Raw genomic sequence first — 23,567 nt, 5'->3', positions numbered from 1 at the left:
AAAGGCGGGGTTCTTGTTTATGTGCGCTGCAGTTATTGAGGCCTGAAAAATCACTTAGAGTATTTATCCAACAGAAGTAACAAAGATTGGATCAGGCTTTTCCTGTCCAATAAGCCTCTTCTTTCGTTCCTTCTCTCTTTCTTTGATTGCGTCCTCCCTTGCATTGTTAAACATTGGGGCATAATGTGACCACTTACAATTTGTCGGAGGTTGCCTACTAATGCGTGCATCCATGCAGGTTTTGGCAATAATTAGATTTAGCCAGAATTCTTCTTGTGTTGGTGCGTCCCACATATTTTGAACCCATTTTTGTGTCCATAGAGCATTCTCATACTCTGTAAATGCATGTTTAGCTGCTTGTGCACATATACCTTTACCATTGATGTGTTTATCAATAATGCCAACGTGTTTATCAGACTGGGCCGAGTATCCTGCAATCGTTATGGCGTATGCTTGATCCAAACTATCTTCGCTGGAAGCAAATTGTCGAATCAATGATGTGATAAAGTCAGCCGCACCAAAACGCTCTGCTGCGAGTATTTCTCGCGCAAGAACTGCATCATTTTCAGCACCTAAAAGTCTTTGATACCACAATTTTTCTATTGGTTCAGACGCTTCGCTTCCCCAAATAGCTTGATGCTCAAGGGTTAGTTTGTCTCCCAACGCTAGTGTTACGAAACCTTGTGACGTTGCTGCTCGGTTTAGCAATGTCACAGCTTTTTCTGGATATTTCGAGGAAAGCAGGTTCGCCACGGCAAAGGCCAAGTTCTTGAGCCAAACGAATTTAGCAGTGCCTGTCTGCTCTAAAATGTTGAGCAGTTCATCGAGCAGCGAAGGCACTTGAAAAACTAGGCGTCGGAGATTGTCTATAGTAATTTCTTTAACTAAGAGTTCTGCATCAGTGCCTTTCAGTTTTGCGAAAAAAGCCTCCGTTACTGCATTGAGTCTGTTTTGCTTTTCGTCGAAATAATCATCGTTATCTAGAATTTCCCCTAAGCTCTTTTGCTTAGGGAAGCGTCTATCTTCTCGAGCTGTATCTTCGATAGATATGAAGGCATATGGATCAGGTTCAGTTCTCGAGAGTTCAAAGTCTGCAAGTGGAAGTTGTATCTTACAGGTGGCTGTAATCCCGCAACGAAGTCGTTGTACAAAGCAATCTACCATTGGTTTAGCAAATGCTGTTCCTAATCTATTGGCTGATGCGAACCAAGTCTTATGGCTGATCCGATTTAGAAGCTCTTCAACTGATAATTCGTTTTGAAAGCACGCCTCGACCAATAGCATAGAGCCGAACCACTCTTCATCAGTTTTTTCGTCAACTGAAGTTGCGTTCCATCTATCTACCGTATGCATCTGTCGAACACGCTCCAAATCATTGAGCACCGCTAATTGATAGATAACTGAGCGAAGCATAGAAGAATCATAAAGAAAACACTTTAATATAAGCTCTTCAAGTTCACTATTTATCTGCGTGTTTCCATATAGCGCAGCCGAAAGAGCTCCATACGCAGCATCTTTATCGTTACTTTCTAGTGATTTTTGAAGTGCTGCGACGATTGCTTCTGTTGGTTGTCGTTTAAGGCTTGGGATGACTTTTAGTAAATAGTTTGACCCGAAGATTTTGCCTGTCATGTATTTGAGCTGTTCATCTGCTGAAATTTGTGCGGCGGCATAGTAAAACGCAAACATCTTACAAATCGCTTGATCATTTTCTGGCAGTGTCTCAAAGGCATCGCTTTCCACCATTCTATTGAGCAAGTTCTTCGCTAAGTCAGGGGGGACCAATGGAATGTAATCTTCACTGTTCAGAATGAGTTGGCGCAGAGGAAGTCCTGTTCTTGTCAACAACCCAGCAAGGAGACTTTGAGTTTTTTCAATAGCGACTGCGGGTTCAAATCGGCATGCAACTGGCAGAAATTGTATGAAGCTGTGGTCTTCGCTGCTTTGCCCCATCATTGTCTGCAACATCATATCGGGAGCAAGAGCTGTGAATTGTTGGATCCCTTGCTCTATATCTGTTGGTCGAGTAGCGTCAGGATTTGCCACTTTAACCTGACGCCATTTGTCGGGTGATGGCGGTTCAAAGTTATACCACCCCTTTCGTAGCTCTTCAGCAATCGCATCGGCCTCTGTCGCGTCAACTTCTTCACCGCTCGAATTAAGCATTCGTACAATCGTCCACTGAGCCCCTTTCGAAGTAGTATTGGTGCGTAGTGGCTCAATCGCTCTGAGGAAGGAATATCTGGTTGCGGCGCGCTCCACCCGATTAAATGTAGTAAGTTGCTGAAATGCTTTTCGTACAAAAGACATATCTTTACTCAATGAAAACGCTAAGCCCATTGCAACAAAACTATCAGCGAAGTCAACGAGGGAGCGGCCCGCCAGTAGCCGAAGTGCCATCGTAAACAATTCGTCAGGCTCGCTTGATACCTCGGTCATCTGCGTTAGTAGTTGCTTTTCAAAAGAAGATAGAGAAGACAAGGTATCTTCGATTTCAGATTTCTTTCTCTCAAGCTGTTTTTCGTACTCTGAGTCATTTCGCCTGTGGTAACGATTAGTCTGTTCAACGGGATCCTTGTTATAGCAGTGAAGCCACTGATGTATGGCGGCTTCAGCCGCTTGCCATCCTTTTTCAGATAGCGTGACTTCAAACGCGGCGTGGATGAACCAGTCTTGATTTATCCTCCGCCCTTTTTCGAGACACAGAATCTTTAATATATCAAAAAGCGCTTGTGGCTGATGCACTACAATTCCAACGAACTCCTCAAAGCGACGGTCATCCACATTTTGGAGATTGGCAAACTCATTCAGTAGACCAGAAAAGATTTTAGTATCGAACCGTATGTCGTCGAGCACGCAGATCAATAAAGATGCAAAGAGCACATCAGCGGTTCGGTCCATGGCCTGTATCGGCTCGACAAGTTGGCATATCCGAGTGGCTAAATCCTGTTCTGCCAAAAGCGTTCGCCAAAGTTGGTCGACAAGCGTGAAGCCGAGTGCGAGAGTCAAACCCTCTTCACGCAGTTCGTACTGATCACCAGGCCCCGGGAGTGTTCGGAAGAAACGTGTCTCAATGACAGCGCTGGAATCTGCCTTAAAGTTCTGAGGCGGTTCGTTTATAGATGCCTGCACTCGCTTTAACACCTCTGTTGCGTGTGTACTGAGGCGGTTGGTCAAGTCCGTGAAGGTTTCGTCTTCGTAGTTTTCAAGCTGTGACGCGCGAAGGTGCTCCATTAGCAGCCTATCGGTTGTCAACCCTTTCCAAGCCATTGCCTCCTTATGAGGAAGTGTCGCAATGGCAATGCTGAGTAACCTTGGGTTTTGGAGTGTTTTCAGTGTTTGTTGGTCGAGCCAATCAAGGGATATACCATGGTATGTAAGCAGCGTATCGCGCTCTATTGGTGACCATTCAGGAACTTCAATGACTGTGGGGGTAAATGCTATTCCCCTTGCTATTATTTTCCGCCAAAAGTGAGGCCTGACAGTCACAATTAGCCTACCTCCAATTTGGGATAGTCGGGATTGTATACCGTTAATCAGCTTGTCCCAGCGGAGGTCTTGACGTTGGTTTGAACCATCAATAACGACCAAAATCTGAGCTTGTGGTGGTGCAAGTTTCCATGCCTGAAGGCGATGTCTCCATCGACTCTTAAGTGCTTCAGTAGCCACTTCGTTGGTTTGTTTAATCAAAATATCAATGAGGAAGTCATCAAGTTCTTCTAACGATGTTCCCTCAAGTTGCTCTGCGCTGACGAATAGCGCCAAGCCTTTAGCCTCAGAACACAATTGCGCTGAAAGCCATGACTTTCCGTGGCCTTCATCACCCAATAGTATGACTTCTTTGCCCGCTTGAGTTTCACTTGCAATTTGATCTCGCAGTTCATTGCGCATTGACGGGAAGGATTTATCTTTTAATACTGCTAGCCCTTGCCCTAAACGCTGCTGTGCTAAGCGCGTGTTGCAAAATGTTTCAACTCGCCATTCACGGTTCAACTCAATCGCTCGTTTTAACGCCAGCTTCGAAACATTGAGGTTCAACTTGAGCTTTTGAAGGAGATTTTCGAATTCTGGATGATGCAAGATATCTCGGAATGACGCCTTAAGGTCACCATCAGTTACCTTTGTTAGGTTCGTTTTCTCTGAGTAATTTTTGACGATGAAATCGATGGCAGTATCGCCACCTGCAACCACGGCTATAGCTAAAAGCGGGAGTGGGACGGAGGTCCAATCCAATATAAACGTAGAAATAGCATATCGGTCACCATCTTCCTGGATATCCCTTGCAATCTGTGAACTTACCTCTGTTGTCGCACCAAGAATCCACAAACGATCTGCGGCACTTTGTTTGCGAGCTAAATCCGCTATTTTCGTCAAGACGTCATTTCTATGAATATCACCAGAGTATCGCTTGGCTTCGAAACAAATTGAGTCGAGGGGGAGAGCAGCATCTCCGTCCATGCCACCCTGTAGCCCACTTGCAGCAAGACGAAATGGAATGCCTGTCAAATTCGTCAACACAATGCGAAGGAGACCTTCAAATCCATCGGCGCCTGCTGCCTTTAGTGATAAAATCCCAGTTTTGATTATTTCAAGGCTTTTTGAGTATCGACAAAGAGATTCGCTCATGTGTTTTCTCGTTTAATTTGGATGGAGCGTTGTCCCTATTAACAATGCTATTCTTTTTAAAATTAAATTACTGATAATGGGAATAGCTTAATTGAAAGGGATATCTATAGTGCGCATTCTTCTCAACATAGTAATTCCTCTAGATGTTACTTACCACACCAGATTTTTTGTAACTGATTTTTTTTAAAGGTATTTCTACTAGTTTTATACTTCAGTGGAAATAGTTTAAGAGTGATAAGTCTTCTAGGCTAAATGCGCCAAGTGCGCCTTTTTTATTGGTTATAGGTATAATTGCCGTATTTTTACAGATGAGTGACAGCCTAGTGGACCAAATGAAGTTAGACGAACATTGGATGCAAGTCGCGATGGAGATGGCCGAGAAAGCCGAGGCCGAGGGCGAAGTGCCCGTGGGTGCGGTATTGGTCAAAGACGGCCAGCAGATTGCGATGGGTTACAATTTATCCATTAGCCAGCACGATCCTAGCGCCCATGCGGAAATTTTATGTTTGCGGGAAGCGGGGCGTTTGGTCGAAAACTATCGTCTTTTAGATGCGACTTTATATGTCACCCTCGAGCCTTGCGCTATGTGTGCGGGCGCTATGGTGCATAGCAGAATTGCTCGTGTGGTATTTGGCGCACGGGATGAAAAAACGGGTGCAGCGGGTACTGTGGTGAATTTATTGCAACATCCGGCGTTTAATCACCAAGTTGAAGTCACATCAGGGGTGCTGGCCGATGCTTGTAGCGCGCAATTGAGTCGTTTTTTTAAACGTCGCAGGGAAGAGAAAAAAGCCCTGAAACAGGCTCAAAAGGCGCAGCAAGCTATTGGGTAAGTGCCGATTAACGTGACAGGATTAATCCTGAGACTGAATAAAAGTAAAGAAGAGTTTTTGACGATTTAAAATACGGCGATGACGAATTTTTAGCAAAGTACGACGACGCGCAACGGTATTGTTGATGGTTTTTCTTCTCATATTGACCCCATTAATTGTTATTATCGATGCCCTACAGAGATTTATCTTAGGTCATAACCCAAGACAGTAGCAGTTGCACAGGAGTGCAGCAATAGCACTGGTCAGATAAGCTGAACTAAGCGATGTTTTTCATCGCAAATTTGAGTTAGGTTGGCAAACCTTAATTCGGTTCTCCTGTTGTTTGATATCGCACCTTGTTGAAGACATCTACGTACATCTTGAGTTTTTATATTGATGTTCTTGTTACGTAAAACTCTGTACTTGATATATAAGAAGTGAGTTGTTGGATTGTCGTTTGGCCCATGCACCTGAGCGCTAACGAGTTAAGCTATTTAGGTTGATCAGGGCTTAACGTTCCCGCAGGAATCACGGGTTCTTCCACAGTAAGGTCGCTCGAGTCATCATCGGGGTCAGGTTGTTTCGACTGATTATCCACCCAGACTAACGTGTCATAGTAGCGACGGATGCTGTCGACGTAATGAACGGCTTCACTGCCTCGGGCGTAACCATAACGTGTTTTTTGATAATATTTACGCTTTTGCAGTAGCGGTAGTACCTTTTTTAAATCTCGCCAAGCATTGGGATTTAACTCCATCGATTCCGCAAGCTTACGTGCATCTTCAATATGGGCATATCCTATGTTGTAAGAGGCCAGCGCAAACCACATGCGTTGACTCTCGGGGATCGATTCTGGCAGGCGGTTGATCATATCGTTCAAATACGCCGCGCCGCCGCGAATACTTTCTTCGGCATCGAGTCGGTTGGTGATCCCAATCTCTTTGGCGGTTGGCTGAGTCAACATCATCATGCCACGCACTCCTGTGGCCGAGCGGGCATTAGGATTCCAATGTGATTCTTGATAGCTGGTTGCTGCCAGTTTACGCCAATCTAAATTGCCTGCATGGGTTTCAAATAATTGTCGATAACGCGGCAATACTGTCTCAATGGCACGGATAAATGCGCGAGTATCGATATAATCGAAGCGTTTTACATGACCAAAGTATTTCTCGTTGAGGTGATCCAGCGTGCCGGCAAGCTTCTCTTGGTGCCAAAAGGCCAGCAATTTACTCATAAGTTCATCACTGTGAGTGGGAGGTAACAGCCAGATCACATCGAGTTTTTCTTCTAGCACAGGGCCTGAGCGTAGGTCGGGCAGGTAGCGACGGTTGATCTGTACGCTGCTGGAGTCGGCGATAGTGTAGTCAATTTCTTTGTTGGCAATCATGGCCAACAACTCTTCACTGTCTTTGTCGGTAATTTGATCCCACACCAGCGTTGGATAATGCTTTTGCAACTGGGTCAAGGTCTCGACGAAGGAAGAGTCGGCGATAACGGTGATCTTGCCTTTTAAGTCACTGATGTCTTTTGGGGTTGGCATGCCTTCGCGATACACCAACACTTGATTCACCCGGTATAGCGGTGGACCTAAGCGGAACTGTTCTCGCCTTGTGGGCGTTTCTGTCATGCCTGCAGCAATAATATCGATTTCATTCTTTTTGAGGGCTTCGTACAACTCGATACGGTTTGTGTAGGGCACCATTTTTAAGGGCACATTTAAGTATTCGGCAAACAATACCGCCATATCGTAATCGAAACCGCTATCACCTTGGCCCGAGGTCATATAAATCTGTGGGCCGTAAAGTGTACCGACTCTTAGCTCAGTTAATTTTTTCGGCACGAATTCTGTTTCGTCCACGGTCACCTGCTGACAGGCAGTCAGTAGGAAACCTAAGATAAGAGCGAACAGAAATCGAGTCATTAAATGTACTTATAGTAAATAAAATCAATATTATAGATAGCGAGTTAACAGTGGGGCATTAGTGGTGAACTGGCTGACATTGGTGGGATTATATCCGTTTGTCTGCGATTTCGAAAAAAAATCATTCTGGGGGAAAGTACAGCCGACACAATACTGGGCTTTTTATATCACAGGAAACACTGTTTTGCGTAAGGTCGCAGGTGATTTGTGACAGACATTTCCTTATAATAGCGCCACCTCTGACCCCTGCAATAATAAATAATAAGGTGAATAGACGTGATGGAGATCATCCGCGGAGCCCCTGCACTCTCGACGTTTAGGGTGCAAAAGCTGATGGAGGCCTGCGAAAACGCGGCGCTTCCGGTACGCCAAATCTATGCTGAGTATGTTCATTTAGCGGATTTGAGCGAGTTGCTCGACACAAATGAACGCCAGCAACTTGAAAAAATTCTCACCTATGGACCTGCGATAGAAGCTCATATCCCCCAAGGTTCACTCCTGTTTGTCACTCCTCGCCCCGGTACTATTTCTCCTTGGTCTTCAAAAGCCACTGACATCGCGCACAATTGTGGCCTTGGTAAAGTGAAGCGTTTGGAGCGAGGCGTTGCGTATTATGTCGAGTCAGATGCACTGACAGCGGCTCAGCAACAAACCTTAAATGCGTTGCTGCACGATCGCATGGTTGAAATTATCCTCGATGATTTTGCCAAAGCCGATGTGCTGTTCAAACGCACTGAGCCTGCGCCGTTTAAGAGTGTCAATATTCTTGCCGAAGGTCGCCGCGCACTTGAAGTGGCTAACACTACATTGGGCCTCGCCTTAGCCGAAGATGAAATCGACTATTTAGTCGAAAACTTCGTCCGTTTAGGCCGCAATCCCCATGACATCGAATTGATGATGTTTGCTCAGGCGAACTCTGAGCATTGTCGTCATAAGATTTTTAATGCAGATTGGACCATTGACGGTGAAGTTCAGCCTAAGTCACTGTTCAAGATGATCAAGAACACCTTTGAAACCACGCCTGATCACGTGTTATCTGCCTACAAAGATAACGCTGCTGTGATGGAAGGTTCGGTTGCGGGTCGTTTCTTCCCCGATCCTGATGGGGTATACAACTACCACACTGAACCTATGCACATCCTGATGAAAGTGGAAACCCACAACCATCCAACCGCCATCAGCCCCTATCCTGGCGCTGCAACTGGTTCGGGTGGTGAAATCCGTGATGAAGGCGCAACGGGTCGTGGTTCTAAACCTAAAGCGGGTTTAACAGGCTTTAGTGTATCCAATTTAAAAATCCCGGGTTTTGTTCAACCATGGGAAGGTAACTATGGCAAGCCAGAACGTATCGTGAGCGCGCTGGACATCATGACCGAAGGACCACTCGGCGGCGCGGCATTTAACAACGAGTTTGGTCGTCCGGCATTGGTCGGTTATTTCCGTACCTATGAGCAGGAAGTCAGCAGCCACAACGGTGTTGAAGTCCGTGGTTACCACAAGCCCATTATGTTGGCCGGTGGTTTAGGTAACATTCGTGAAGAACACGTACAAAAGGGCGAAATCACCGTTGGCGCTAAGCTGATTGTGCTGGGTGGCCCAGCGATGAACATAGGTTTGGGTGGCGGCGCTGCTTCATCTATGGCATCGGGTCAATCGAGTGAAGATCTCGACTTTGCTTCTGTGCAACGTGAAAACCCTGAAATGGAGCGTCGTTGTCAGGAAGTGATCGACCGTTGTTGGCAGCTTGGCGATAAAAACCCTATCCAATTTATCCACGATGTGGGCGCGGGCGGTTTGTCGAACGCTTTCCCTGAGCTCGTGAATGACGGCGAGCGCGGAGGTTTGTTTAATCTGCGTAACGTGCCTTCGGATGAGCCAGGCATGAGTCCGCTGGAAATCTGGTGTAACGAATCACAAGAACGTTATGTGATGTCCGTTGCCCCTGAAAACCTCGCGCTATTTACTGCCATCTGTGAGCGTGAGCGCGCACCGTTTGCGGTTGCGGGTGAAGCGACAGCGGAGAAACACCTGACGCTTAGCGACAGCCATTTCGACAATAATCCTATCGATTTACCGCTCGAAGTCTTATTAGGCAAAGCGCCTAAGATGAGCCGCGATGTGGTATCGGCAAAAGCCGTATCGCCAGCGCTCGAACAAAACAAGATTGATGTTAAAGAAGCGGTTAAACGCGTACTGAGCTTGCCTACAGTTGCGGATAAAACCTTCCTTATCACTATTGGCGACCGCACAGTTACGGGTTTAGTGAACCGTGACCAAATGGTGGGCCCATGGCAAGTGCCTGTGGCCGATTGCGCGGTCACAGCGGCAAGCTTTGATACCTACGCCGGTGAAGCTATGTCACTGGGTGAACGTACACCGCTAGCGCTACTAGACTTTGGCGCCTCTGCCCGTATGGCTGTGGCTGAGTCAATCATGAATATCGCTGGTGCTGATATCGGTTCATTTAAGCGTATTAAGCTTTCTGCCAACTGGATGTCTGCCGCGGGTCACCCTGGTGAAGATGCGGGTCTTTATGAAGCGGTGAAAGCCGTAGGTGAAGAACTGTGTCCAGAGCTGAGCCTGACCATTCCGGTCGGTAAAGACTCTATGTCGATGAAGACCGCATGGCAACAAGATGGCGCGGATAAAACCGTGACCTCACCTATGTCATTGGTCATTACCGCCTTTGGTGTGGTGCAAGATATTCGCAATACAGTGACGCCAGAGCTACGCACAGATAAAGGCGAAACGTCTTTACTGTTAGTGGATTTAGGTGCGGGCAAAAATCGTTTAGGCGGTTCTTGTTTAGCTCAAGTGTTTGGTGAGCTGGGTGATATTGCGCCGGATCTTGACGATGCTGCACTGCTGCGTGGTTTCTTCGAAACCATGCAAAATCTGGTGGCTAAGAAGTCGGTTATCGCTTACCACGACCGTAGCGACGGTGGTTTATTCACTACCTTAGTGGAAATGGCTTTTGCTGGTAATACAGGTTTAGACATAGATGTAGAAGACTTGCAGGGCACTGATTTAGAACGACTCTTTAATGAAGAACTCGGCGCTGTACTGCAAGTGAGCCGTGACAATGCTGCGAAAATTGCCGCTCAGTTTGCTATCGCTGGCGTGCCTTGCCATGTGATCGGAACTCTAGCCGACGATCAACGCATCACCATTAAAGATGGCGCGCGTGAAATCTTCAGTGATACCCGTGTGGCGCTGCGTACTGTGTGGTCAGAAACCACGTATCGTATGCAAGCTCTACGTGATAACCCAGCCTGCGCGCTTGAAGAGTTCAAACTTAAGCAAGACGAAACCGATTTAGGCTTAACTGTTAACTTAAGTTTTGATCCAAGCACAGATGTTGCCGCACCTTATATCCTTAAGGGCGCTGCGCCTAAGATGGCGATTTTGCGTGAGCAGGGCGTTAACTCCCACGTGGAAATGGCAGCAGCTTTTGATCGCGCCGGATTTGAAAGCCGCGACGTACACATGTCGGACATTCTATCTGGCCGTATCAGCCTAGAGGAGTTCCAAGGCCTAGTGGCCTGTGGTGGCTTCTCCTACGGTGATGTATTAGGTGCGGGTGAAGGTTGGGCTAAGTCGATTCTGTTTAATGAGCGAGCTCGCGATGAGTTTTCTCGTTTCTTTGAACGTGACTCAAGCTTTGCCCTTGGCGTGTGTAATGGCTGTCAAATGCTGTCAAACCTGAAAGAAATCATTCCAGGAAGCGAGCATTGGCCACGTTTTGTGCGTAACCGCTCAGAGCGTTTTGAAGCGCGTTTCAGCTTAGTTGAAGTGCAACAGAGTCCGTCGCTATTCTTCCAAGGTATGGCAGGTTCACGTATGCCAATCGCCGTATCACACGGGGAAGGTTTGGCTGAGTTTGCCAGCCCTGAAGCGCTGGCGATTGCCGAAGCGTCAGGCACAATTGCATTGCGTTTTGTCAATGGTAAGGGTGATATCGCGACTCAGTATCCACAAAACCCGAACGGCTCGCCAAATGGCTTGACAGGGATTTGTACGACTGATGGCCGCGTGACTTTGATGATGCCACACCCAGAACGTGTGTTCAGGACTGTCGCGAACTCTTGGCATCCAGATGCTTGGGGTGAAGATAGCCCTTGGATGCGTATGTTCCGTAATGCACGAGTGACCTTAGGTTAAGCGTTTAAAGTCAACGGCTTTTGCCTTTGTTGAGGGGCAAAAGCAGGTTAATGAAAGCGTAAAAAAGGAGCGATAATTTCGCTCCTTTTTTTATATATAAAATGCATTTTATGGAAGTGATTGTATTTCAAATTATTAACGCTTATTGCAAATAATCTAATGGACTAAAGTGGCAAAATAGCCACTTTAATCGGTAAATACCTATTAATAGGTATGTTGCGCATTTGATACGGGGCGTGGTGTTTTATGGGGTTCTGGAGTTGTTGGGGGATGCTAGGGTCTTAATATAGAAAAAGCCCCCAATCTCAGGGAGATGGGGGCCCGTTTTGCGCTAACAAAACTTCACATAAATGCAATTAATTTCACGAGTAATTCTGGGGATTATTTCAGCTCATTAGCTGTATAAAGTTCAACAAAAACACGCTTGTAGCTGTTAACCAGACGTTCAAATAATTTAGTCATATCGATATCTCCACACCAAAAGTTAGTACCTATGTGCGCGAAGTTGGTCTTGGCTGGGCTACGACACCAGTTCTACCAAATTGTCTCCTTAACACAGGACATATATTAAACAACTTAGGTTAGCTTCTCAAACGAGAAAAAATACAAATATTCATTATTAAAACTAATGTATTTTAGAGTGTGTTATTGTGATTTTTTATATTTATATGTATTTATATTTGATTTTAAAGGTTTTAAATTATAGGACACTTAAATTTGTGACAATATTTTTTAGTTAATTTGTTGCAACATTATTTATTTGTTGGTTTTTTGATGATTAGAGCTTATTTTTGCTGCCTAGTTAGTGAAAGTATGACTTTATATCAATTAATGGTTGCTCACTACTCTTGTTTTTATCGATTGTCAATCCTCTCTGGTGGGGAAGTGTGTGCCTCACCGCAAAACCCACCTAAACCCCTGAGTTTGATTGATTTGCATCAAAGCGAGGTGGTATAAAATAGCCACAAATGAAAATGAATAAATATCTTAACTATCTGATATTTATATCGATGAAATCATTTGATTGAGTGAGTGGTAGGGTGTCGGTCTCAGTTACTTGTGATAGTGTGACTCGCGTCTCAATATGCAACAGATATTGGTACTTTTTAGCCCTTGCTGCTTCGAACTAATGCAAAAGATTAAATTTAACGGTTTATACTGTTGTCGCAGATATAAACACAAAATGAAAACTCACTATCCTACAAAGGCACTTGCTGTGATTGACGCGGGTTATGTCATAGCAATTGGACGCACCAAGTAAGGAGTCACCGATGATTGTTGAAGAGGTTGTTGAGCTATCGCGGTTGCAGTTTGCGCTGACAGCCATGTATCACTTCCTATTTGTTCCCTTGACTTTGGGGTTGGCATTTTTGCTGGCTATCATGGAATCACTGTATGTGATGACAGATAAACAAATTTATAAAGATATGACTAAGTTCTGGGGTAAGTTATTTGGTATTAACTTTGCCTTGGGGGTTACCACAGGTTTGGCAATGGAATTCCAGTTTGGTACTAACTGGTCTTACTATTCGCATTACGTAGGGGACATCTTTGGTGCGCCTCTGGCTATTGAAGGTTTAATGGCCTTCTTCCTTGAATCTACCTTCGTGGGTATGTTCTTCTTCGGTTGGGATCGTTTCACTAAGCGTCAGCATTTAGTCGTGACTTGGTTAGTGGCCTTTGGTTCTAACATGTCGGCATTGTGGATCTTAGTGGCAAACGGTTGGATGCAAAACCCTGTGGGTTCAGTGTTCAACTACGAAACCATGCGTATGGAAATGACCAGCTTCGCTGAGGTTGTGTTTAACCCTGTCGCGCAGGTTAAGTTTGTTCACACCGTCGCTTCGGGTTATGTGGCGGGTGCCATGTTTGTACTGGCGATCAGTGCTTATTACATCCTCAAGAAACGTGACTTACCTTTTGCCCGTCGCTCATTCGCGATTGCAGCTAGCTTTGGTATGGCGGCGATTCTGTCGGTTATCGTGTTAGGTGACGAATCTGGCTATAAAGTGGGTGAAGCACAGCGCGTTAAGTTAGCAGCGATTGAAGCTGAGTGGCATACAGAGCCTGCTCCAGCGGCCTTTACTGCTGTCGGTTTTCCGAATCAAGAAACCATGAAAACAGATTTTGCAGTCAAAATTCCTTATGCGATGGGTATAGTGGCAACACGCTCGTTAGATGAAGAAGTGACTGGTATTCATGACTTGATTGCTGAGCATGAAGTGCGTATCCGTAACGGTATGAAAGCCTATGCCATGCTAGTGAAACTGCGTGCGGGTGAAGAAACGCCTGAACTACGTGCTGCTTTTGAAGAAGCGAAAGTCGACTTAGGCTACGGTTTCTTACTGAAACGCTACACAGACAAAGTGGTCGATGCGACTGAAGAGCAAATTAAAGCAGCAGCTAAAGATTCTATCCCGAACGTAGCACCGATTTTCTGGAGCTTCCGTGTGATGGTAGGTCTAGGCTTTATCATGTTGTTCGTATTTGCTGCGGCATTCTGGCAAAGCACACGTCATCAAATCGCCGAGAAAAAATGGGTACTTAAAGCTGCACTTTATAGCTTGCCATTGCCTTGGATCGCGATTGAGTGTGGTTGGTTTGTGGCTGAGTATGGTCGTCAACCTTGGACGATTTCTGAGGTACTACCGACCTTTATGTCTGCGTCAAGCTTAACGACTGGCGACTTATGGTTCAGTATCCTTTCTATCACCTTGTTCTACACTGTACTGCTGGTGATTGAGATGTTCTTGATGTTTAAGTTTGCCCGCATTGGTCCGAGCAGTTTGAAAACTGGTCGTTATCATTTCGAGAACCTAGAAGCCTAAGCAGAGGATTTCATTATGTTTGATTATGAAATATTAAGAGTTATCTGGTGGGCTCTGATCGGCGTACTGTTCATCGGATTTGCGGTTACTGATGGTTTTGACATGGGCGTCGGTGCGTTACTGCCAATTATAGGCAAAGACGATACTGAGCGCCGTATCATGGTTAACACTATTGCTCCCCATTGGGACGGCAACCAAGTGTGGTTAATCACAGCAGGTGGTGCGTTATTTGCCGCTTGGCCTATGGTGTATGCAGTGTCTTTCTCTGGCTTCTATGTCGCCATGATGTTAGTGCTGTTTGCCCTCTACATGCGTCCAGTCGGATTCGATTATCGTTCTAAAATCGAAAATCCAAAATGGCGTAAGTCGTGGGACTGGGCTTTGTTTGCCGGTGGTTTTGTACCTCCGCTAATCATAGGCGTGGCCTTTGGTAACTTGTTGCAAGGTGTGCCTTTTGAATTCGACGAGTTCCTACGTGCGACTTATCATGGTGGTCTGTTCGGCCTGTTGAATCCTTTCGGTTTGCTGGCAGGTCTTGTGAGCGTGAGCATGTTTATGATGCAAGGCGCTTCTTGGCTACAAATGAAGACTGACAGTGAGCTGCGTGTTCGTGCTGCGAAAGCCACGCAATTCTTCGCACTGTTAGTGGCTGTGTTGTTTGCTGCTGCGGGTGTGTGGTTAGCCAATGGTATTGATGGTTATGTAGTGACTTCAGTACTGGACCATAATGCGGTTTCTAACCCAGCCATGAAAACCGTCGCAATTGAAGCGGGTGCTTGGCTTGCCAACTATGACAAATACCCCATCACTATGCTGTTCCCCATCTTAGGTGTGGCATTGCCTCTGCTAGTGATTTTGGTTAGCCGCTTTAACCGTTCAGGTTTTGCGTTCCTATTCAGCTCACTCACTGTGGCTATGGTGATTTTGACTTGCGGTGCAGCAATGTTCCCATTCGTCATGCCATCATCACTTAACCCTAACGTCAGTTTGACTATGTGGGATGCAACAGCCAGTAAAATGACCTTAGGTGTTATGACTGCTGCTGCAGCGATTTTCGTACCTATAGTGTTGAGCTACACTGTCTGGACTTACTACAAGATGTTTGGTCGTATCGGCCGTAAGCATATTGAAGATAACAAAGCCTCACTCTATTAGGCATTAAGGAGCATCTGCTATGTGGTATTTTACGTGGATATTAGGGGTTTTGCTGGCCTGTTCTTTTGGGATTATCAATGCCCTGTGGCTTGAGAATACAGAGAACATGGACAGATCGGCAGAAGATGCCGAGTAACGTCTAAACTCGATTTAAAAACCTCGCATCAGCGGGGTTTTTTATTGGGATTTTTTGATGGGCTGAGGTTATTTTAGTTTGAAGTAGAGCTGCGTTATCGTATTAGGCCAAGCAGTTAACTTCGCTGCAGAGTGGTGATGTAACTGCAGCGAATAGGTCTGATATCATTGTTTTTTGATTGTGCTCTCTGCAGATGCTTGCTCTGCATGGTTTTAGATATTTTCTCCATTATTCCTTCACGTCAGGCTCCTAAATCAAAGTCCCAAATCCCATTTCTTAAATGTGGCTCCTATCGTTTTGATGTACTGCTGTTATAAAAAATGCCGCCCTGTTAGGGCGGCATTTAACGTTTGATAAAGCACTAACTCTGTATCTAAGTCTGTATTTGAGTTAGGCCTTAAACTGGCTTATTTGGTGTTTTAAGGCGGCGGCTAAGGAAGACAGTTGATTGGCAGAATGCACTGTTTCAGTGGCACGGTGCTCGCCTTCGTTAGCGAGTTCGCTGATCTGATGCAAATTGTGGGTTATCTCTAGTGCAACACTGCTTTGCTGCTCAGTAGCCGAGGCAATATTGCGTGAGCTAATCGCGAGTTCGCCAATCCTACGGGTGATTTCCTTCAGTTGTTCACCCGTTGCTTCACCCTGTGCTGCAGATTCCATTCCTAATTGATGACTTTGGCTCATTTGTTCTGTGGTGCTTTTCACTTGAGTTTGCAGCTTTTCAATTGTTTGGCCAATTTCTACAATGGATGACTGGGTCCGCTGGGCGAGAGTCCTCACCTCATCGGCAACGACGGCAAAGCCTCGACCTTGATCGCCTGCGCGCGCCGCTTCAATCGCTGCATTTAATGCGAGTAAATTAGTTTGTTCGGCAATGCTGTTAATGACTTCGGTCACCTTGCTGATCGCTTCACTTTCATGGCTGACTTTTTCAACCGATTGATGACTGTTGCTGAGTTGCTGACTGAGTTTGAGTAAATCCTGCACCACTTTCGTCTGTTGGTTTTGACCTTCTTTGGCTGCGGCATCCACTTGCTGGCTTTGAACTGCGCCATCTTGGGCATGATTAGCCACATCACGGATCGAGGTCGACATTTCTTCGATGGCAGTTGCGATTTGATCCGTTTGTAGCATTAGGGCTTGAGCTTCTTCACCATTTTGCTTCGCGATGCTCTGTGCCTTGGAGGCCTGTTGCTCTAGACTCATGACTGAATCCTGCAATGCAATAATCAATTGTCTGAGCTCTGAGGACATAGTTGATACGCTGGTCGTAATTCGATCCACTTCGTTTTGACTCTGTGGTTCTGATGGCGCTAAGTGATGGCTAAAATCGCCACTGCCTAAATTTTCCATATGCACTTGGAGGGCATGCAAAGGTTTGAGTGCGCGAATTAAGACAACTGATAATAGCGCTGTGATCAGCGCGATCCCAGTGATAGCAACGATGGCGTTGATGGTGAGCAATTGCATACTTTCTTCATTAAGCTCACTTGCCTTGACTTGACCCACTAGCACCCAATTCCAGCCTGTTACGGTTTGGCTATAGGCAAACATAGGCTCATTTTTACTATTGCTGTAATGGGATTCCGCATCATTTTGGGTGGCATTTGCAACACTTAAGCCATCAAGCATACTTTCGGTGATGATGTCACCTGCATTGAACTTAGGATGGGCGACCAACACATTGTCTGCTTTGCGTACTAATAGAAAATGGCCACTTTCTTCTAAGGTAATTCTGTTAACTGCTTCTTGTAATTGTTTTAAGGAACTGGTGATGTCGAAGCCAATATATAAGATACCAATAACTTTGCCCTGTGTGTCTTTCACTGGACGATAGACTGTCATGTAGTCTTTGCCGAAAAGTTTGGCATAACCTTCGTATTCATTACCGCTGAGCAGCACTTGATAGCCTGGATGTGTTTTGCCAAGGGAAGTACCTAGTGCACGGCTGCCATCGGCTTTTTTGAGTGAAGTCGAAACTCGCATAAAGTCATCGCCATCACGTACGAATACCGTAGCGGTACCGCCAGTTAGATTAGCAAAACGATCGACTTTACTTTTTGATGAGTTCACTTGTTCTTGTTCATGCATTAGGGCTGGAGAGCCAACTCCCATCACATTGACAGTTTTATTTTGCAGACTAAATTGTCCAGGATACATTTCCTTAAAAACATCGGCGTTGCGTCTCGCAAGTTGCAGAAGACTATCGTACTGCAGCTCTAACATGTCTGAAACTGCACGCATTTCAGATTTCATGGCACTGATACCTTTATCTTCTAATACATTTGAAGCGGCTTTATAGGAGACGGTACTCAGTACGCCAAAGATGAGAAGAGTGAGAATAAACGCGAGGGCGCCAATTTGTTTTGCAATAGGCCAATTTTTATAATTCATCGTAAGATCCTATAGGTAACGGTTACATCAATGTAGCCTAAGTTTTACTTTGTAGTCTTGATGTGGGTCTAAAACTTCTGCAATTTTAAACTCATTTCGTTGATATTTTTGCAGTTTTAGACTTGGACTCATCTGCTTATTTTGCAGAAATGTTAGTAGATAACATGTCCAAGTACTGGCTGTATTTTGAGGGTATAGACTAAGCTGCTTAAGGTAAATGGAGTTTATAGTGTTAGAACCACATTATAGGAGAAGTGTATATGCTAGGTGAGAATCATGCGTTGGTTTATGAGTTTCCTGATTTCGTCGATCAAATTAAGCATTTAAAAGTCAATAATACCGTCTTCGCGACCATGGCTAGTCGTTACCATGAACTCGATAATAAAATTAGGGCGCTGGAGTTAACAAAAGTGCCCACCGCCGATGAGCACTTTTTAGCGTTAAAATTAGAGCGATTAAACCTTAAAGATAAACTGTACCAATATCTAGTTCATGATGCGATTTGAGCTTGAATCGCGGATGGGGTGTTCGCCGTACGGGTTTTCATCAGCAGCAAATACATAGTTGGAACCCATACCAGAGAAAGTAAAGTCGTCAGCAGGGTGCCGCCCGCGATAGCAATGGCAAAGGGAGGCCAAAACCCGCCGCCAGCAATGATGAGCGGAATAAAACCGCCCACGGTGGTAATAGTCGTTGAGCTGATATGACGGCCACAGCTGCTGACGGTAGACACTATGGTTTCCATATCGCCGAGCCGAGCGCTCGGCATATCTTCTAGTTCGGCCAAGATCACAATCGCAGCGTTAATGGCAAGTCCCATTAATCCAAGCAGTCCTATGATGACCGGGAATCCAAAGGGATAACCAAATACAAACACGGCTAATAGGCCAAGTCCTGCTGATTGTATCGCGCTCAATAGAATAATCGCCGTGAGCCTAAAGGAGTTGAACGACAACACCACAGTGGCTAATAACAAGGTGACGACCAACATCATATTGGACAGTAAATTACCGACTGCTTCGTTACGCTTAGCGCTTTCCCCACCGATTTCAATGCGATAACCCGATGGCAACGGTAATTGAGCCACTTTATCTTTAACATCATTAAGCACTTGGGCTGGTAATACCCCACTGACGATGTAGGCTTCTATGGTATTAACCCTTTGGCCGTTGCGCCTTGGAATGGCGCCGCGACTCACTTGCACTTCGTTGTGGGCGAGGGCGGATAATGCAACAGACTCACCCGAAGGTGTCATTAATTGAATTTCAGAAAGGCGGCTCACCTGCTCGCGACTGTCATCAGCAAGGCGAACTCGTACGGGTAACGATTCTGTTTGCTCAAGCACGCTACCACCGATAACGCCTGTGGTTGACATTTGGATCTGTTTGGCAATGTCCGTCAGGCTTAACCCACTCATTAGACTGGCATCTTCATTTACCTGTAGCCACAGCTTAGGTGCACCGGCACTTAAGGTTGCACGTGTGTGAAGTACGTCCGGCGTTTGCGCGAGAATATTACGAACGTTGTCGCCCAATGATCGCAAAGTATCTAGATTCGGGCCGAAGATCATTAACTCCACTGGCGCATTAAAGGGCGGGCCTTGCTCGAGTTTTCGTACTAGTACTTGCGCTTCGGGAAAAGCGTTATCAAATTGCTGTTGTAATTCGGGGATTAACTCATTGGTACGCTCAAAGTCAGTCACTTTTACCATGGCCTGTGCATAGTTAGTCGCCCCTTGTTGGCGCTGCGTCAGGTTGTAATAAAATGAGGGCGTATTACCGCCGACCACCCAATCGACTTGAGTGATCCCTGTGACTGCGTGGAGTTTTTTATCCATCAACTGCACTTGGTTCAAGGTGTTTTCTAAACTCACATGGGGCGCAAGATAGATTTCAATTTGGAACATGTCCCTGTCCGATGGCGGAAAGAATTGCTCCGTCATCTTACCCGAGGCGAAAAAACCTAATACTGGTGTAATGCCGATAAGCAGCGCGCTGACGATAGGGCGTTTAAGGGCAATTCTCAGGCTCGCTTGAAAATATTGGCTCACTAGCGGGAGATTGATCCCGTGTTGATACCAGACATCATGTTTGCCTTCATGGCTAAATCGTCCCGCAAGCCCTGCAATTAACGTATGGGAAATCACGTAAGAGCCCAGCAGCGCAAACATCACTGACATGGCAATACCACCGACAAATTCCCCCGCAGCACCGGGCATGAGTACTATGGGCGCAAAAGCCAAAATAGTGGTGATAGTCGATCCCGCTAAGGGCAGCCAAAGATGGTGTAAGGTTTCGCTCACTGCGGCTAAACGGCTCATTCCTTGCTGACGCCTTTGTGATATGGCATCGACAATCACTATCGCATTGTCCACCATGATCCCAAGGGCGACGACGAGTCCTGTCACCGACATTTGATGTATCGGCAGGCCGATATATTTCATGCAGGCCAAGGTAAACAGCGCTGTGAGCGGCAATGAAATCGCCACTATAATGGCGTTTCTTAAGCCTAGGGTGAGGAGTAATACCAGTAAGATGATGACAAATCCTTGCAGCAGGTTAACCACTAGCCCGCCAAGTCGTTCGCTGGTGTAACTGTTTTGCTCGAATAGCCATTGGATCTGGATATTGGCGGGGACGTCGCGATTGAGTTCGTCAACGACGTTATTGACTTGCGCTTGCCAAAGATCAACACGGGTATTATCGATCATTCGTACTGCAACCATTACGCCTTGTTCACCATCGACTAACGCTATGCTATCCGCTGGGGTTTGAGCTTGGCGAGTCACAGTTGCTATGTCGCCGAGGCGAATAATTTGTCCTTGGCTATCAATTTTAAGCGGAACTTGGCGAATACGGGTTAAAGAATCAAGCTCACCGGAGACTTCAACTAAGGCACGAAATTCACTGTTGTTGATTTCACCGGCAGCAATTTTACTGTCGGCGCCACTGAGAATATGGGCGATGGACGCAGGAGAGAGCTGTAACTGGCTCATCTTGTTACCATCAAGCTGCACTAGCATTTCTTCGGTCGGGGCGCCGTAAAGTTTGACAAAATCCGTGCCCGATAACAGCCTGAGCCGACTCTGTAATTCTTTTGCGTAGCGGTTTAGCATGTCGACTTGTACGGGCGTATTACTATTCCACACTAAACTTAAGATGGCGGTGTAGGCATAACCAATTTGATCATCGAGTGTGGGAGATTGTATGCCCTCAGGTAAATTAATTTTCGCATCGGCCAATAAATCCCGCGCTCGAGACCATACGGGAGCCGTTTCTTTAACTGTGTCTTTCAATTCTAACTGTATAACTGAAATCCCTGGTCGAGAGGTTGATTGGATCAACTTAATTTCTTCCAAACGTCTGAGCTGGTTTTCAATGACTTCAGTCACTAAGGCTTCGACCCGCTCGGCTGAGGCGCCAGGATAAGGGGTGATCACAGAGGCGAAACGGTTAGTTATGTGGGGATCTTCAGTACGCGGTAGGCTCGATATCGCACCAAAGCCTGCGACAAGTAATAGCGCAATAACGAGGCTGACTAAGCGGCCGTTTTCAACGAAGGCTTTAATCATAATTACCTCGTAGCTGCAGCAATGGGAGATACAGTTTGGCCTACGACCAGCTTATGCAGCCCTTGGCTGACATAGATTTCATTAGGCTGAATCGCGCCTTGAATGTAGGCCATGTCTTGGGTGGTGTAGAGGATTTCCACATCGCGGCGCTCTATGATGGATTGCTGTTCATAGTTTGCGATGACATAGAGATTCCATAATCCGCGAATACCATCCGTCAATGCGGAAATGGGTACCCAATAGCCCGGTTGCGGGATTTGCTGTTGTTGATGTAGATACGCAATTTCGCCATTGATTACATGGGCATCATTTGGCAGGCTTATTCTCAGTTGTAGGGTACGACTGATGGGATTGACTTCAGCGCTAATACCGGCAATTTCAGCAGTAAAGGTTTGATCTCGTACACTAACTTGCACTTGCTGTTTGGTGTTAAATTGCTCCGCTAGCGCAACAGGAACACCAATATAAGCTTCAGGATTGATGTTACCCACTAAGGTGAAGATAGGACTGCCCGCGGCAATCACTTCGCCAAGATTATGTAGCCTTTGGCTTATGGTACCGTCAAAGGGCGCCACTAAGATGGATTTATCGAGTTTAAGTTGATTGGCATGCTGTGAGGCAAGTAAGCGGTTTTTCGCCGCGGCTAAGCTATTTAATTGTGAGCGGTTTTCATCTAATAGCTGCTCAGAGACATAGCCCGATTTTTTCAATTCTTGATTACGTTTTAGAGTGCTGGTGGCCAGATCAACATCGGCTTGGGTTTGCGCCAGACTCGCTTGGATCTCTTGACGTTCGGCTTCGAGTAGTCGGGTATCGAGAATTGCCAGTATTTGACCTTGCTTCACTTTGATGCCGGAATCGGCCTGTAGCTCGTTTAACTTTCCTGAAAGTTCAAAGCCGACGCCAGTCGTGTTGCCCGCACGGATAGTCCCCGTGAAGGTCTGCTCGTGCTGATAGCTTGGGGTCAGGATCAACGCTTGGCTCGTGACTGTGGGCAGTACGGTTGTCGTGGCGTGTTCAGTAACTTCCTTTTGACAGGCGGATAATGTGACTAAAGCAAACACGCAGACGCTAATAGTGCGCCAAGAACGTCGGGCAGTTCGATCCATTTTAAGTGCTTCCGCTGTAAGTTAAACGTTAATACAATGTAACTAGACTTGCTAGTCTAGTTGTGCGGAACTAGACTGTCTAGTCTATTTTGTGCTTAACTAATGCCAATTTATTAGGTCTATCTATTCGAGAGTCGATATGACGCATTCCTCTGAGACGCAGTTACCTCTGAGCCGTAGCGAACAAAAACGTCAGCAAGTGCTTGTAGCTGCTATTGATTTATTTTGTCGTCAAGGGTTTCCCCATACCAGTATGGATGAGGTTGCCAAGCTTGCGGGCGTGTCGAAACAAACCGTCTATTCCCATTACGGCAGCAAAGATGAATTATTTGTTGCGGCAATCGAATCTAAATGTGTTGGCCATAATCTTAATGATGATTTGTTAAGTGATCCCACTAAGCCTGAATCGGCATTAACTCAGTTTGCCCTACAGTTTGGGGAGATGATCGTCAGCCCTGAAGCTATTACGGTATTCAAAGCCTGTGTGGCACAATCCGAAAGTCATCCTGAAGTGTCGCGATTGTTCTTTGACGCGGGCCCTAAACACATAGTGGGCTTATTGGCGGATTATTTAGTCGCTGTAGAGGCGTTAGGGCAATATCGATTTGGTAATGCTCACCATAGTGCAGTGCGTTTATGTTTAATGCTGTTTGGTGAGCTAAAACTTAAATTAGAATTGGGGTTAGCGGCCGATGAGCTTTTTGACGACAGGAATCATTATATATTGGGTTGTGCTGACATGTTCTTGAGGGCGCATCGGGTAGAGTAAAGGCTTGTTTGTTTCAAAGGTATTAGTTTGTATCTTCATTTTGAAAGTGTGAACCTTTTTATTCAATAGCGCGTATTATGCACAA

At 45.9% G+C, this 23,567-nt stretch carries 12 protein-coding genes; 7 read left to right on the top strand and 5 right to left on the bottom strand.

The genetic code is table 11. The features are described 5' to 3' along the window. Window positions 1-63 precede the first annotated feature (63 nt). Window positions 64-4,626 carry a hypothetical protein gene (locus AAA952_RS17175; protein WP_338258676.1) on the bottom strand — a complete coding sequence of 1,521 codons (4,563 nt, stop codon included), beginning with the start codon at window positions 4,624-4,626 and terminating at the stop codon, window positions 64-66. A gap of 308 nt (window positions 4,627-4,934) precedes the next feature. Between AAA952_RS17175 and tadA the strand changes: the two genes are divergently transcribed. Further along, window positions 4,935-5,459: a tRNA adenosine(34) deaminase TadA gene (gene tadA / locus AAA952_RS17170; RefSeq protein WP_445190389.1), complete on the top strand. Its 525-nt coding sequence runs from the start codon at window positions 4,935-4,937 to the stop codon at window positions 5,457-5,459. A gap of 469 nt (window positions 5,460-5,928) precedes the next feature. Here tadA and mltF read toward each other — a convergent pair whose 3' ends face one another. Next, entirely contained in the window at window positions 5,929-7,359 is a 1,431-nt protein-coding gene (gene mltF, locus AAA952_RS17165; RefSeq protein ID WP_028761246.1) for a membrane-bound lytic murein transglycosylase MltF, read from the bottom strand. A gap of 279 nt (window positions 7,360-7,638) precedes the next feature. Between mltF and purL the strand changes: the two genes are divergently transcribed. The 4 genes from purL (at window position 7,639) to cydX (ending at window position 15,639) form a co-directional block, all read left to right on the top strand. After that, window positions 7,639-11,520, top strand: coding sequence for a phosphoribosylformylglycinamidine synthase (gene purL, locus AAA952_RS17160; protein ID WP_338258678.1), 3,882 nt, complete (start codon window positions 7,639-7,641; stop codon window positions 11,518-11,520). 1,271 nt (window positions 11,521-12,791) lie between these two features. Continuing rightward, window positions 12,792-14,348 carry a cytochrome ubiquinol oxidase subunit I gene (locus tag AAA952_RS17155; protein WP_028761244.1) on the top strand — a complete coding sequence of 519 codons (1,557 nt, stop codon included), beginning with the start codon at window positions 12,792-12,794 and terminating at the stop codon, window positions 14,346-14,348. A 15-nt stretch (window positions 14,349-14,363) separates the two neighbouring features. Further along, window positions 14,364-15,503, top strand: a complete 1,140-nt coding sequence (cydB, locus tag AAA952_RS17150; RefSeq protein ID WP_028761243.1) for a cytochrome d ubiquinol oxidase subunit II — start codon at window positions 14,364-14,366, stop codon at window positions 15,501-15,503. A gap of 19 nt (window positions 15,504-15,522) precedes the next feature. Continuing rightward, a complete protein-coding gene (gene cydX, locus AAA952_RS17145; RefSeq protein ID WP_011788717.1) occupies window positions 15,523-15,639 on the top strand; it encodes a cytochrome bd-I oxidase subunit CydX in 117 nt (38 codons plus the stop codon). A 390-nt stretch (window positions 15,640-16,029) separates the two neighbouring features. Here the strand turns inward: cydX and AAA952_RS17140 are convergent, their stop codons facing one another. Next, window positions 16,030-18,033: a methyl-accepting chemotaxis protein gene (locus tag AAA952_RS17140; protein WP_338258674.1), complete on the bottom strand. Its 2,004-nt coding sequence runs from the start codon at window positions 18,031-18,033 to the stop codon at window positions 16,030-16,032. A gap of 260 nt (window positions 18,034-18,293) precedes the next feature. Between AAA952_RS17140 and AAA952_RS17135 the strand changes: the two genes are divergently transcribed. Next, window positions 18,294-18,539 (top strand): YdcH family protein, encoded by a 246-nt coding sequence (locus tag AAA952_RS17135; protein WP_113939445.1) that lies wholly within the window; start codon window positions 18,294-18,296, stop codon window positions 18,537-18,539. On the opposite strand, the gene AAA952_RS17130 is transcribed toward AAA952_RS17135, so the two are convergent. Together AAA952_RS17130 and AAA952_RS17125 are read right to left on the bottom strand one after the other, a co-directional pair. After that, on the bottom strand, window positions 18,524-21,604 hold the full coding sequence (locus AAA952_RS17130) for an efflux RND transporter permease subunit (protein WP_338258673.1): 3,081 nt from the start codon (window positions 21,602-21,604) through the stop codon (window positions 18,524-18,526). The two genes, AAA952_RS17135 and AAA952_RS17130, sit on opposite strands and share 16 nt — an antisense overlap. A 2-nt stretch (window positions 21,605-21,606) precedes the next feature. Further along, window positions 21,607-22,713: an efflux RND transporter periplasmic adaptor subunit gene (locus AAA952_RS17125; protein WP_338258672.1), complete on the bottom strand. Its 1,107-nt coding sequence runs from the start codon at window positions 22,711-22,713 to the stop codon at window positions 21,607-21,609. Window positions 22,714-22,852: 139 nt separating this feature from the next. On the opposite strand from AAA952_RS17125, the gene AAA952_RS17120 reads away from it, so the two are divergent. Beyond that, complete coding sequence (locus AAA952_RS17120) at window positions 22,853-23,482, top strand: TetR/AcrR family transcriptional regulator (protein ID WP_131523683.1); 630 nt, start codon at window positions 22,853-22,855, stop codon at window positions 23,480-23,482. Window positions 23,483-23,567: the final 85 nt, after the last annotated feature.

Source organism: Shewanella sp. M-Br (assembly GCF_036245925.1).
GTDB lineage: Bacteria > Pseudomonadota > Gammaproteobacteria > Enterobacterales > Shewanellaceae > Shewanella > Shewanella oncorhynchi.
Note: the sequence above shows the minus strand (reverse complement) of the source record. Positions and strands in the feature narration are given on the sequence as shown.